Source organism: Nonomuraea zeae (assembly GCF_005889725.1).
In the GTDB taxonomy this organism is placed as follows: Bacteria; Actinomycetota; Actinomycetes; order Streptosporangiales; family Streptosporangiaceae; genus Nonomuraea; species Nonomuraea zeae.
Window position 1 is genome coordinate 1 of sequence record NZ_VCKX01000148.1, and the last position, 12,610, is coordinate 12,610.

Annotated in this window: 10 protein-coding genes; 6 read left to right on the plus strand and 4 right to left on the minus strand. The window is 71.8% G+C overall.

Going from position 1 to position 12,610, the window contains the following annotated elements; translation table 11 throughout:
• The coding region (locus tag ETD85_RS36535; protein WP_170247025.1) for a quinone oxidoreductase family protein at window positions 1-432 on the minus strand (432 nt) is incomplete at its 3' end.
• Window positions 433-519: 87 nt separating this feature from the next.
• Here ETD85_RS36535 and ETD85_RS36540 point away from each other — a divergent pair.
• Window positions 520-1,107, plus strand: coding sequence for a CGNR zinc finger domain-containing protein (locus ETD85_RS36540; protein WP_138694393.1), 588 nt, complete (start codon window positions 520-522; stop codon window positions 1,105-1,107).
• Window positions 1,108-1,206: 99 nt separating this feature from the next.
• Here the strand turns inward: ETD85_RS36540 and ETD85_RS36545 are convergent, their stop codons facing one another.
• Both ETD85_RS36545 and ETD85_RS36550 read right to left on the minus strand, forming a co-directional pair.
• Window positions 1,207-2,595 (minus strand): carotenoid oxygenase family protein, encoded by a 1,389-nt coding sequence (locus tag ETD85_RS36545; RefSeq protein ID WP_206059068.1) that lies wholly within the window; start codon window positions 2,593-2,595, stop codon window positions 1,207-1,209.
• Between the two features lie 262 nt (window positions 2,596-2,857).
• Complete coding sequence (locus ETD85_RS36550) at window positions 2,858-3,418, minus strand: TetR/AcrR family transcriptional regulator (protein ID WP_138694394.1); 561 nt, start codon at window positions 3,416-3,418, stop codon at window positions 2,858-2,860.
• A 205-nt stretch (window positions 3,419-3,623) separates the two neighbouring features.
• Between ETD85_RS36550 and ETD85_RS36555 the strand changes: the two genes are divergently transcribed.
• The 5 genes from ETD85_RS36555 to ETD85_RS36575 are packed head-to-tail and all read left to right on the plus strand — an operon-like array spanning window position 3,624 to window position 11,073.
• Complete coding sequence (locus ETD85_RS36555; protein ID WP_206059070.1) at window positions 3,624-5,786, plus strand: CBM35 domain-containing protein; 2,163 nt, start codon at window positions 3,624-3,626, stop codon at window positions 5,784-5,786.
• A gap of 28 nt (window positions 5,787-5,814) precedes the next feature.
• A complete protein-coding gene (locus ETD85_RS36560; protein WP_138694395.1) occupies window positions 5,815-7,932 on the plus strand; it encodes a glycoside hydrolase family 36 protein in 2,118 nt (705 codons plus the stop codon).
• A 27-nt stretch (window positions 7,933-7,959) separates the two neighbouring features.
• Complete coding sequence (locus tag ETD85_RS36565; RefSeq protein WP_138694396.1) at window positions 7,960-9,285, plus strand: ABC transporter substrate-binding protein; 1,326 nt, start codon at window positions 7,960-7,962, stop codon at window positions 9,283-9,285.
• A gap of 13 nt (window positions 9,286-9,298) precedes the next feature.
• Window positions 9,299-10,234 carry a carbohydrate ABC transporter permease gene (locus tag ETD85_RS36570; RefSeq protein WP_138694397.1) on the plus strand — a complete coding sequence of 312 codons (936 nt, stop codon included), beginning with the start codon at window positions 9,299-9,301 and terminating at the stop codon, window positions 10,232-10,234.
• Window positions 10,231-11,073 (plus strand): carbohydrate ABC transporter permease, encoded by an 843-nt coding sequence (locus ETD85_RS36575; protein ID WP_206059071.1) that lies wholly within the window; start codon window positions 10,231-10,233, stop codon window positions 11,071-11,073. The genes ETD85_RS36570 and ETD85_RS36575 overlap by 4 nt, the downstream gene beginning before the upstream one ends.
• Window positions 11,074-11,153: 80 nt before the next feature.
• Here the strand turns inward: ETD85_RS36575 and ETD85_RS36580 are convergent, their stop codons facing one another.
• A complete protein-coding gene (locus tag ETD85_RS36580) occupies window positions 11,154-12,467 on the minus strand; it encodes an FAD-binding oxidoreductase (protein WP_138694398.1) in 1,314 nt (437 codons plus the stop codon).
• Window positions 12,468-12,610: the final 143 nt, after the last annotated feature.

Consider the following 12,610-nt stretch of genomic DNA (forward strand, 5'->3'; position numbering starts at 1 on the left):
CACCACCACCGTCTCCCCCTCCCCCAGCCCCGCCAGGTGTCGCAGGCAGTACCACGCGGTCAGCCAGGCGACGGGCAGCGCGGCGGCCTCGACCAGACCGACGCCGCCGGGCAGCGGGGCCACCCGCTCCGCGCGCACCGCCGCGAGCTCCGCGTACAGCCCGGCGCCCAGCGCCATGACCTGCTGGCCCGGCTCGAGGCCGGTCACGCCGGCTCCCACGGCGACCACGGTCCCGGCCCCTTCCAAGCCGGGGACCAGCGGCGGCCGGCCCGCCCGGTGGTAGGAGCCCGAGCGGAGGAGCGCGTCCGCCCGGTTGACCCCCGCCGCCTCGACCCGCACCAGGACCTCGCCGGGGCCCGCCACCGGGTCCGGCATCTCCCCGGCGACCAGGACCTCAGGCCCGCCGAACTCGTCGATCCGCACCGCACGCATATCCGCACCCGTCTCGTTGACACTGGTTGAATAGGTGTCATCCTGTGACACCGTATGAACGGGTGTCAAGTCGGGTAGGATTCGGTCATGACCCGCTCTCCAGGTGACCCCCGGATGGCGTTCCCGTTCATCGGCGGGCGCCCCTGCCTCGACTTCGCCGCCACCCTCGGCAAGCGGCACGCGGACGCCTTCGAGCGGCTGCCCGACCCCGCCGCCCTCGGTCGCTGGATCGCCGAGTCCGGGCTGCACCCCGAGCCGGGCGAGATCACGCCGCTCGACCTGGCGCACGCCCGCACGCTGCGCGAAGCGGTCTACCGCATGCTGACGGCCGCCATGCGGGGGGTACCTCCGGGGGACGCCGATGTGGAGGAGGTCAACGCTGCGGCTGCCCGGCCGGACCTCGCGCCCCGGCTCGTCCTCACCCCCGCGGGTCCGGTGCTGGAGCGGCAGGCCGGGCACGTGGCGCCCGCCGCGCTGGCCACGGTCGCCAGAGACGCGGTGCTGCTGGCCGGCGGGCCGCTCATCCAGCGGGTCAAGGAGTGCGAGAACCCCGGCTGCTCGCTGCTGTTCCTCGACGACTCGCAGGCGCGGCGGCGGCGCTGGTGCTCGATGGACCGCTGCGGCAACCTGGCCAAGATTGCAGGCTACCGCTCACGCACCCGCGACTCCCGGTAGAAGGGGTCGGCTCCCCACCTCGTCCGCTCACGCAACCCGCCAGGAATGGCCGACTCACCACCTCGTCCACTCACTCAACCCGCCGGGGAGCAGGCCGCCTCAGACCTCGTCCGGGAGCCAGGAGCCGTGGAATCCGGTCGGCACGCCGCGCGGCAGCTCCACCGAGGCCACGGGGCCGGCCGGCAGATCGGTGGCGTCGAGCACCAGGAGTTGCGAGGCGCTGCCGTCGCGCAGGGTGGCGATCGAGATGAGCCAGCCGTCGTCCTCGCCGCGCGGCCCCTCCGGAGCTCCTGGCCCGCCCGAAGACGGTACGAACACCGCCTCGCCGATTGCCACCTCGGGCGCGAGGTCGTAGGAGGTGCTCTTGCCCGACTCGATGTCGTACTTGACGATGGCGCAGTCGTCCTGGCTGTTCGGCGCGCCGCCGATGATCGTGTAGAGGTAGCGCGCGGGCCGGCCCACGCGGGTGTCGTTCATGGTCGGCATCTCCACCGACCGGTCGTCGAGCTGCTCCTCCCTGGCGGTGACGCCGGTGCCGGCCGGGTCGAGGATCCAGCGGTGGAGCACGGAGCGGCCGGCGGCGAGCGTCATGTCCATGGCACGGGCGACGCGCCACATGGCGGCGAAGTCGGCCGGCGCGTAGCGTACGGCGTCGAGCACGATCCGCCCCTCCGCGTCCTCGTACGCGTTGCCCACGTGGAAGACGTAGCAGGGGTCGATCCCGAACCAGCGCACCCGCGCGCCCGGCTCGTCGTGCCGCATGATGCCGAGGCGCGCGCCGTAGGCGTCGTCCCACTGGTACGGCACAGGCCCCCCGGCCAGCCCCCACTGGAACGTGACCGGCAGGTCCAGCCAGACCACGTAGTGCTCGGTGATGGCGAAGTCGTGCATCATCGTGCCGGTGGGCACCTCGATCTCCTGGCTGTGCACGAGCGCGCCGGCCGCGTCGAGGCGGTGGTAGGTCAGGTAGGGCGGGCGCATGCCGTACCCGAAGAAGTGCAGCTCGCCGGTGACCGGGTCGAGCTTGGGATGCGCGGTCATGGCCGTGGTGAGGCGCCCGCCGAAGTCGCACGGGCCCACGGTGTCGAGCGTGGGCGTGACCTCGTGCGGCAGCCCGACCTCGACCAGGGCGAGTATGCGGTCGGCGTGCCGCATCACGTGCGTGTTGGCGGAGGTGGCGGTCAGGTCGAGCCGGCCGTCCGCGGTCACGAAGCTCCGGCCCTGGAACGCTCCCGTGCGCACCCACCGGTTGCGGTACCACTCGGCGCGGCCGGCGCGCAGGCGCACCCCGTGCAGCATGCCGGGGCCGGCCAGCGGCTGCGCGGTCGTCTGGCCGGGCAGGGCGTTGGGGCCGTTGCGGACGTAGCGGCCGGTGAGCTCGGGCGGCAGGGCGCCGGTGACGGGCAGGCCGGTGACCTCGATCTCGTCCGGCACGGATCGCAGGTGGCCCGGGAGGTCGTACTTCGCCACGCTGTCGGCGTCGATCATGGGAGTCCCCCCTTGGGTGTCAGCACACCGTCGGAGCCCTCAGCGTGCGCCGGATCCCGCCGCCTGTCATCCGGTTTTCCCGGGTCCGCCGCCTCAGGAGCCGGTCAGGATTCCCGAGTCCGCCGTCCCAAAAGCCGGTCACAATTCCCAGGTCCGCCGTCCCAAAAGCCGGTCACGATTTCCGAGTCTCCCGTCCCAAAAGCCGGTCAGGACTCCCAGCCCGCCGCCCCAAACGCCGGTCACGATTCCCAGGCCCGCCGTCTCAGGTGCCGGTCAGGTAGTGCTGGACGGCGGGGCCGATGTCGCGGACCAGCGTGTCCACGTCCGCGCTCACCATCGGCGGGAACTCCAGGACGTAGCGGGTGAGGGCCAGGCCCAGCAGTTGCGTGCTGGCCAGCCCCGCCCGGTAGGCGGCGTCGTCCGCGCCGGTCGCCCGGGCGACGAACGCGGCGATCTGCGTCTCGAACACCTCGCGCATGCGCTCGGCGGCCATCGGGTTCGTGCTGGCCGAGCGCAGCAGCAGGATCAGCACGTCGTCCGACAGGTCGCCTTCCCAGCGGGCCAGGAAGTGCCGGACGAGCAGCTCCCCCATCCGGTCCACCGGCGGCCGCTGGACCTGGTCGAGCCGCAGGTCCACGTCCACGGCGGCGCCGAACAACCCGGCCTTGCTGCCGTAGTAGCGCATGACCATCGACGGGTCCACGCCGACCTGTGCGGCGACCGCCCGGATCGTCATGGCCTCGTAGCCGCGCTCGATCAGCAGTTTCCTGGCGGCCGCGAGGATGGAGGTCCGGGTGGCGGCCGAGCGCTCGGTGAAAGGCATGACAACAATTGTAGGCCAACGCTTGTAGCCACCTGTGCGCCGCCCTCCGCGACATTTACCGGTAACAACCTGGTAACGCCCTCTTTTTCTTCGGCATGTGACCGATCACACTCATGCATCAGTGGATGTGACCGGTCACATCCCGCACCTCCGTGTACCCCCCAATGGGCTCGACCAGCCCAGCACGCAAGGAGGCTGTCCCATCATGAGGAGGAAAAATGCCTGGTCGATGGCACTGGCGGCGGCCGTCATCATGAGCGCGCTGCCCTCGACGCCCACCACGGCGGCGACCATGATCGCCGCGTCCCAGATCGTCGTGGACCTCGCGACGAGCACGGGCGCGCTGCGCTACGGCGCCACGGGCTTCCTGTACGGGCTGGGCGACGAGGGCATCCCGAACGAGACCATGCTCGCCGCGCTCAAACCCCAGGTCACCGCCCAGAAGGCGCCCGGCGGCCTGCAGCACCCGAACGGCGACGCGCTCAAGATCGCCCCCATGTTCAAGCGCGCCGGCGGCCGCGACATCCAGATCTACCTGCAGGACGTCTACAAGCAATGGCCGTACGAGAACCTCGGCATCGCCGACTATCTGGCCAAGGTGGACACGATGGCGCGGAAGGTCGTCGCCGACCCGTACCGCTCCTCCTACGTCTACGTCCCGTTCAACGAGCCCGACCAGATCTGGTACGCCGGCAACCTGACCGCCTTCCTCAACGACTACAAGGCCGTCTACCAGAAGATCCGCTCCATCGACCCGTCCGCCCGCATCGCCGGCCCGAACTTCGCCAGTTACCGCTCGGCCGACCTGCGCGCGTTCATGACGTACGCCCGCGACAACAACGTGCTCCCCCACGTCACCACCTGGCACGAGCTGGGCAACGACTTCTTCACGAGCTGGGACGCCCACTACGCCGACTACCGGGCGATCGAGTCCGCGCTCGGCATCGCCGCCCGGCCCATCTCGATCAACGAGTACGGCCGCTCGTCCGGGGATCTGGGCGTGCCGGGCAACCTGGTGCAGTTCGTGGCCAAGTTCGAGAACAGCAAGGTGGACGGCTGCCTGGCGTACTGGACGACGGCCGGCGGGCTCAACGACCTGGTCACCAGGAACAACCAGGCGACCGGCGGCTGGTGGCTCTACAAGTGGTACGGCGAGCTGACCGGCACCACCGTGGCCGTCACCCCGCCCGCGCCCGGCGGCTCGCTCCAGGCGCTGGCGGCCTTCGACCCGGCCAAGAAGCAGGCGCGGGTGATCTTCGGCGGCAACAACCCGGCGAGCGGCTCCTACGACACGAACCTCGTGGTCAAGGGCCTCCCGTCGGACCTGGGCGGCCGGGTCCACGCCACCGTCTGGGGCGTCGACGACACCGGGCTGAACCCCTCCCCCGGCCCGTACCGGGTCAGCGAGTCCGACTTCACCGCCTCCGGGGGCCAGATCACGATCCCGCTGACCGGGCTGAAGGGCTCCTCGGCCTACCACGTGATCGTCACCCCCGACAAGGACGTCTCCCCCGCCGGCTCCCGCTATGAGGCCGAGTACGCGGCGCTGTCCGGCTCCGCCCGCGTCACCTACGGCCCGAACACCGGCTACTCCGGCACCTCCTTCACCGAGGGGTACGGCGGCAGCACCACCGCGAGCACCAAGTTCGTGGTGACGGCGCCGTCGGACGGCTACTACAATGCGGCGCTGCGCTACTCGGCGGGCCCGTACACCGGCGCCCCGGCCGGCCGCTCGGCCCGGCTCCGGCTCAACGGCTCCGACCTCATCGACGTCACGCTGCCCGGCACCGCCGACTGGAACACCTGGAACACCGTCACGACCAAGGTGTTCCTGACCGCCGGCATCAACCGCCTGGAGGTCAACGCCTACGCGTCCGACGACCGGGACGCGGTCAACATCGACTACCTCGACCTCGCCGCGACCACCGGGACGATCACCTCGTACCAGGCGGAGTCCGCCGCCAACACGCTGAGCGGCGCGGCCAGGGTGTCGGCCAACTCGGCCGCCTCGGGCGGCGCCTACGTCGGCTACATCGGCGCGGGCGCGGCCAGCACGCTGCGCTTCAACAACGTGACCGTCCCGGCCGCGGGCCGCTACCGCATGGTCGTCACGTACGCCAACGGCGAGCTGGGCGAGGGCGCGACCAACTACAACACCAACATCGTCGACCGCTACGCCGACATCTCGGTCAACGGCGGCGCCACCGTGCGGCACTACTTCCGCAACACGCTGGGCTGGTCGAACTACCGCACCACGGTCGTCGACGTCACCCTCGCCGCGGGCGCCAACACGATCACGTTCGGCAACGCCTCCACCGGCTACGCGCCCGACATCGACCTCATCCAGATCGCCGCACCGGTCGGCTAGAACCACAGGGAGCAGCAGCTTGATGTCCATGAACAGCAGCGTCGTCTGGGGCCATCCGCACCTGCGGGTCGTGCTGGACGTCTCACCCGACGGCCCGGTCGGCGTGCGGTCCGTGACCTGCGGCGGACCGGAGGCGGCCGAGCCCCGGTCCAGGGCGGCGCAGCCGCTGGTGGAGCTGCTGCTTCCGGGCGAGGGCCGGGCCCGCGCCTCGCACCGCTTCTCCCGGACGGCGGCCGGCGAGCGGCTCGCCTACCGGGGCTGCGACCAGTGCAGGGAAGGCCGGTGGCACGTCCTGCGGCTGGACCTGCACGACGCGGTCAGCGGGCTGGACGCCGAGGTGTTCTTCCGCTCGGCGGACGGCGTCGCCGCCTTCCAGGTCTGGACGCGGGTGACCAACCGCGGCGAGGAGCCCGTGCTGCTGCTGGGCGTGACCTCTTTCGCCGCCGCCTTCGCGGGCTCGGTGGAGTCGGCCGACGTCGTGCGGGCGGCGAGCGAATGGCTCGGCGAGAGCCGCTGGACCCGGGAGCCGCTGCGGGCGCACGCCGTACCGGATCTGGGCCTGGCCGCGCACGGGCAGGACGGCCGCGGCCGGCTCGCGGTCGTCAGCACCGGCACCTGGTCGACCGGCGGCAGCCTGCCCACGGGCGGGCTGATCGACCGCGACGGCGGGCGGGCGTGGCTGTGGCAGATCGAGCACAACGGCGCCTGGCGCTGGGAGGTCGGAGAGCGGCTCGGCGGGCCCTACGTCGCGCTGCTCGGGCCGACCGACGTCGACCACCAGTGGCACCGGCGGCTGGCGCCCGGTGAGTCGTTCACCACGGTGCCGGTGTCGGTCGCGGTGTCCGACGACGGCCTGGAGGGCGCCGCGGCGGCGCTGACCGGGCACCGGCGGGCCATCGTCCGGCCGCACCCCGACAGGGAGCGGCTGCCGGTGGTGTTCAACGACTACATGAACACGCTGATGGGCGACCCGACCACCGACAAGCTGCGGCCGCTGATCGAGGCCGCGGCCGGCGCGGGGGCCGAGGTGTTCTGCGTGGACGCCGGCTGGTACGACGACGACGGCACCTGGTGGGACAGCGTCGGCGAGTGGCAGCCGTCGCAGAGCAGGTTCCCGCGCGGCATCGAGGAGGTCCTCGGCCACATCCGGGCGCTGGGCATGGTGCCCGGCCTGTGGCTGGAGCCGGAGGTGATCGGGGTGCGCAGCCCGATGGCCGACAAGCTGCCGCCGGAGGCGTTCCTGCAGCGGGGCGGCGTGCGGCTGACCGAGCACGGCCGCCACCACCTCGACCTGCGCCACCCCCGCGCGGTCGCGCACCTGGACCAGGTCGTGGACCGGCTGGTGGAGGAGCTGGGCGTCGGCTACTTCAAACTGGACTACAACATCGACCCGGGCGCGGGCACCGACCTCGACGCCGACAGCCCCGGCGACGGGCTGCTGGCCTGCAACCGCGCGCACCTGGCGTGGCTGGACGGCGTGCTGGCCCGGCATCCCGGGCTCATCCTGGAGAACTGCGCGTCCGGCGCCATGCGCATGGACTACGCGCTGCTGTCCAGGCTGCACCTGCAGTCCACGAGCGACCAGCAGGACTTCCGCCGCTACCCGCCGATCGCGGTGGCCGCGCCGATGTCGGTGCTGCCCGAGCAGTCGGCGAGCTGGGCCTACCCGCAGCCCGACATGACGGCGGAGGAGCTGGCGTTCGCGCTGTGCACCGGCATGCTGGGCCGCCTCTACCTGTCCGGCCACCTGGACGGGATGAGCGCGGGGCAGCTCGCATCGGTGCGCGCGGCCGTGGCCGGTCACCGGGCGATCAGGCACGAGCTGGCGCGGGCCACGCCGGTGTGGCCGCTCGGGCTGCCGGGCTGGGACGATCCCTGGCTCGCCCTCGGCCTGCGCGCCGGCGACACCACCCATCTCGGCGTCTGGCGCCGCGCCCCGGCCGGATCGGCCCCCGCCGAGTCCGTACGGCTGGAGCTCCCGCAGCTGCGGGGCGGGCCGGTCGACATCGACGTGCGCTATCCCCGCCACCTGCCGGCCTGGGACCACCGCTGGGAGCCCGGCACCGGCGTGCTGACGCTCACCGTCCGCGGCGGCGAGCCGCTCTCCGCCCGGATCTTCGATATCCGCCGCGCGGCCACCTCCTGAAACCGCCACCTCCCGAAAGAGACGACCATGAACACTAAATGGACCGCACTCGCCGCCGCGGCGACGCTCGCGCTCGGGCTCGCCGCCTGCAGCGACCCGTCCGTCGAGACGCCGGCCGCCCCTGACGGCACGGGCGCCGCCGCGACCTGGGCCGACCCGAAGGCGAAACTCGACGGGGTCAAGCTGACGATCTGGGCGGCGCAGAACAGCAACACCGTGCCCAAGCGGGTCGTCGAGTCCTTCCAGCAGGCCACCGGGGCCACGGTCGAGGTCGTGACGATCCCCGACCCGTACGAGCAGGGCATCCAGACCAAGGTCGCCACCGGCGACAAGCCGGACCTGGCCTTCTGGCAGCCGACCGCGTCCATGCTGACCGCGATCAACGCCAGGGCCAACCTGCAGCCGCTGAACGACGCGCCCTGGCTGCCCCAGCTCGCGCCGGACCTGCGCGACATCACCGGCGTCCTGGACGGCACCAGGTACGCCGCGCTGATCACCAGCCCCGCGGTCGAAGGCGTCTACTACAACAAGGAGGTGTTCGCCGCCAACAAGATCACCGGCACGCCGAAGAGCTTCGACGAGATGGTCGCGCTGGGGCGCACGCTCAAGTCCAAGGGGGTCACCCCGTTCTTCGAGATGGCCGGCGACAAGTGGGCGACCCAGTGGTGGGTGCAGGTCCAGCTCGCCGACGCGGCCAAGGACGGCCTGTGGGAGAAGATCAACACGGGTAAGGAGACGTTCGGCGGGCCGGCCGTGCTCGGCGCGATCAAGACGTACAAGTCGCTGATCGACGAGGGCCTGTTCAACGCCGACATCAAGACCGCGACGTTCGAGGACCAGGGCGCGGCGCTGCTGTCCGGCAAGGCGGCCATGGCCGTGCAGGTGAACTCGTTCTTCGGCCAGCTCCAGGCCAAGGCGGACACCGCGGCGCTGAACGAGAAGATCGGCTTCTTCCCGATCTCGCCGTCGGGGAACGTCGGCACGTTCATCCCCGACCAGTCCAACGCGCTGGTGGCGTTCAGGACGGGCGACGCCCGGCGCGAGGCGGCGGCGCGGCAGCTGCTGGCGTTCTGGATGGGGCCCGGCTACCCGGACTTCGTGGCCGACCGCAACACCGTCTCGCTGCAGCCGTCGGTGCCCAGCCCGCAGGGCGTGCCGCAGGCGCTGCTGGACGTGCACGCCTCGCTGCCCGCGTCGGTCGGCTCGATGCAGGCGCTGGCGATCGCCAACCCCGACCTGTACCTGAACCTGGCGGACATGATCACCGGGACCATGACGCCGGAGAAGGTCGCATCGGCCACGCAGGAGCAGTTCGCCCAGCTCGCCAAGGCGGCCGGGGCGCCGGGCTTCTGAGGAGAGAGCGCACATGCTGACCATCACGCGGGAGAGCGCCACGCGCCGTCCCGGGACGCGCGGCCGGCCGCCGCGCGCGGCCGTCAGGCGGCGTACGCACCCGCTGTGGTTCATGGCGCCCGCGTTCGCCATCCTGCTGGTGTTCTTCTTCCTGCCGACCCTGTTCAACTTCATCTACGCCTTCACCGACTGGTCGGGTTTCAAGAGCGGGATCCGGCCGGTCGGCCTGGACAACTTCACCGACCTGGCCGGCAACGGCACGCTGTTCCGCGCGCTGCGGGTGACGGTCGTGTACGCGGTGCTGGTGGCGCTCTTCCAGAACCTGTTCGGCTTCGGCCTGGCCGTGCTCCTCGAACGCGACACCCGGCTGAACCGGCTGGCCAGGGTGTTCTTCCTCATCCCCGTGCTGATGTCCGCGCTCGCCGCCGGTTACGTCTTCCAGGCCCTGCTCAAGCCGGCCGGCGGCGTGAACCAGCTGCTCGGCGCGCTGCTGGGGACCACGGTGGACTACGCCTGGCTGGGCGACACCACGTGGACGATCGTCGTGGTCGCGCTGATCCACTCCTGGAAGTGGATGGGGTTGTCGATGCTCATCTACCTGGCGGGGCTGAAGACCATCCCGGAGGACGTCACCGAGGCGGCCAGGATCGACGGGGCCACGCGGTGGCGCACGTTCTGGGAGATCCGGTTCCCGCTGCTGGCACCCGCGATCACGTTCAACGTCGCGACCGCGCTGCTGGGCTCCATGAACGGCTTCGACATCGCGCAGGCCACCACCGGCGGCGGGCCGGCGCGTACCACGGAGATCCTGAACATCTTCATCTACCGCACCTTCGGCCAGGGCCTGTTCGCGCAGGCCACGACGATGAGCCTGGTGCTGTTCCTGCTGGTGGCGCTGATGGCCTTCCCGGTCATCCGCTTCCTGCGCAAGCGCGAGGAGGTCCTGTGAGATCCGCGAACGTGAGCGACGCGCGGCTCTGGACGTGGTTGCAGCCGGCGGTCACGGTCGCACTGGTCGCCGGCTCCATCGGCATCCCGCTCTGGCTCGTGCTGGTCACGGCCGCCAAGTCGCGCGGCGAGGCGCTGACGCCCGACCTGTCGCCTCCGACAGAGTGGCATCTGCTGGAGAACCTCGGCCAGGTCTGGGCCGACGGCGAGGTGCCGCGGGCGGCGCTCGGCAGCCTGCTCGTCGTGGCGCCGTCCGTGGCGGGCGTGCTGCTGTTCGGGTCGATGGCCGCCTGGATCCTGGCCCGCCGCGCGACCCGGCTCAACGCCGTCCTGTACGCGCTGGCCATCAGCGGCATCGTGCTGCCGCCCGCCGTCGTGACCGTGGTGCTGTTGCTGCGCCAGCTCGGCCTGGCGGGCACCGCGGTCGGGATGATCGGCGTCTACATGGGCATCTACCTGTCCACGGTGATCTTCTTCGTCACCGGGTTCGTGCGCACGATCCCGGCCTCGCTGGAGGAGGCGGCCGAGATGGACGGTGCCTCCCCGGTCAAGGTCTTCTGGCTGGTGGTGCTCCCCCTGCTGCGGCCGGTGCTGGCCACCGCCACCATCCTGGTCTGCCTGTACGTCTGGAACGACGTCTTCTACGCCTTCTTCGTCATCGGCGGGCGGCTGGACACGCTGCCGCTCAACCTCTTCCGGGTGGCCAGCGCGGGTCTCTACCTCGACAACTGGCATCTCATCTTCGCCTACGTGGTGCTGATGAGCCTGCCGCTGATCGTGGTGTTCGCGGTCGCCCAGCGGAAGATCATCTCGGGGATCACCAGCGGCGCCGTCAAATAGTGCGCATCCAGGGATGACCCCCTTCGCCTCCGGCCGGATCCTCCGCGGGGATCCGGCCGGAGGCGCGGCGTGCGGGTGGCTCAGCCGAGGACGGGGAAGTTGGCCCGCAGCACGCCCTGCGGGTCCCGGTCCCGCTTGATCTCGCGCAGCCGGCCGATCGTCTCCGCGGTGAAGGCGTCCGCGGCCCGCTCCCCCGGAGCCAGCATCGTGAACGGCTTGCGCCCGCTCACCTTCGCCCCCAGCTCCTCGACGAGGCGGGCCTGCCCGGCGCCCACGGCCGCGGACAGCTCGGGGTTGAGCGCGAGCCCGAGCATGTACAGCAGGTAGGGCTCCGCGATCGGCCCGCTCGGCCCCGCCTCGGGACGGTTCACGGCCAGCGCCCCGCCCAGGTGCCTGAGCTGGACCGCGAGCAGCGGCTCCAGCGGTGTGTCCAGCAGCGTCGCCACCGCCGCGTCGTCCAGCCCGGTCAGCAGCTCGGCGCGGGAGCGCCCGGGGGCCGGGTCGGTCGGCTCGGCGGTGATGTCGCCCAGGTCGGCCACGGCCACCGGGCCGCGCTTGTCGGCGATCACATCGTCGATCTTGTCCAGGCGGCCGAGCAACGCCCGCCCCTCGTCCTCGCCGCCCAGGAACGCGGCGTCCAGCGCGACCATGGGCGGCGCCTGCGGGAACTGCACCCGGTTGAACCAGACGGCCAGCTCGTCCGGCGCTTCGGCGGTCAGCTCGCGGAACGCCTCGAACACCTCGCGCGTGCGGTGCCCCGGCCACATCATCCGGCCGCCGTACAGGTGCGGCGCGGGGTGCAGGCCGAACTCGATCGCGGTCACCAGCGCGAAGTCACCGCCGCCGCCGCGCAACGCCCAGAACAGGGCGGGGTCGGACTCGGCGGTCACCGTGGCCGGCTCGCCGTCCGTGCCGACGACCTCGAAAGAGCGCACGCTGTCGGCCGCGAAGCCGTGCCTGCGGCTGAACCAGCTCAGGCCGCCGCCCAGCGTGTAGCCGGTCACGCTCACCACGGGGCTGCTGCCGGCCAGCCCGGTCAGGCCGTGCGGCCCGGCCGCCGCCAGCACCTTCCCCCACTTCGCGCCGGCGCCCACCCTGGCCAGCCGCTCCTCCGGGCGCACCTCGACGCCGTCCAGCCCGCCCGTGCGCAGCAGGATCACTCCTTCGGCGTCACCCGAGGCGCCGTGGCCGCTCGGCTGGGCGGTCACCGACAGGCCGGACCGTGCGGCGTACCGGACGACGGCCGCGACGTCCTCGGCGCTCCCCGCCTCGACGACCGCGGCCACCCGTTGCTCGACCGACAGGTTCCATGGTCTGCTCGCCTGCTCGAACCCGTCGTCGCCGGGCAGCAGCACCCGGCCGTCCACCACGCCGCGCAGATCGGTGCTCGTCATATCGTCCGCTCCTTCGTCGTCACTTGTCGTCACTCGTCGTCACTTGTCGGCCCCGGCTTGCGGCCGAGGTCACCGGTATGACGGATGGGGCGGAACGAACGTGACGGCTGTGGCGAAGAATTCCCGGCCGTCCTGCCGAACGC

What these genes read in the sequence shown, in the direction of transcription:
- ETD85_RS36540 (WP_138694393.1), top strand. Translation starts at nt 520, where the DNA reads ATGACCCGCTCTCCAGGTGACCCCCGGATGGCGTTCCCGTTCATCGGC.
- ETD85_RS36545 (WP_206059068.1), bottom strand. Translation starts at nt 2,595, where the DNA reads ATGATCGACGCCGACAGCGTGGCGAAGTACGACCTCCCGGGCCACCTG.
- ETD85_RS36550 (WP_138694394.1), bottom strand. Translation starts at nt 3,418, where the DNA reads ATGCCTTTCACCGAGCGCTCGGCCGCCACCCGGACCTCCATCCTCGCG.
- ETD85_RS36555 (WP_206059070.1), top strand. Translation starts at nt 3,624, where the DNA reads ATGAGGAGGAAAAATGCCTGGTCGATGGCACTGGCGGCGGCCGTCATC.
- ETD85_RS36560 (WP_138694395.1), top strand. Translation starts at nt 5,815, where the DNA reads ATGAACAGCAGCGTCGTCTGGGGCCATCCGCACCTGCGGGTCGTGCTG.
- ETD85_RS36565 (WP_138694396.1), top strand. Translation starts at nt 7,960, where the DNA reads ATGAACACTAAATGGACCGCACTCGCCGCCGCGGCGACGCTCGCGCTC.
- ETD85_RS36570 (WP_138694397.1), top strand. Translation starts at nt 9,299, where the DNA reads ATGCTGACCATCACGCGGGAGAGCGCCACGCGCCGTCCCGGGACGCGC.
- ETD85_RS36580 (WP_138694398.1), bottom strand. Translation starts at nt 12,467, where the DNA reads ATGACGAGCACCGATCTGCGCGGCGTGGTGGACGGCCGGGTGCTGCTG.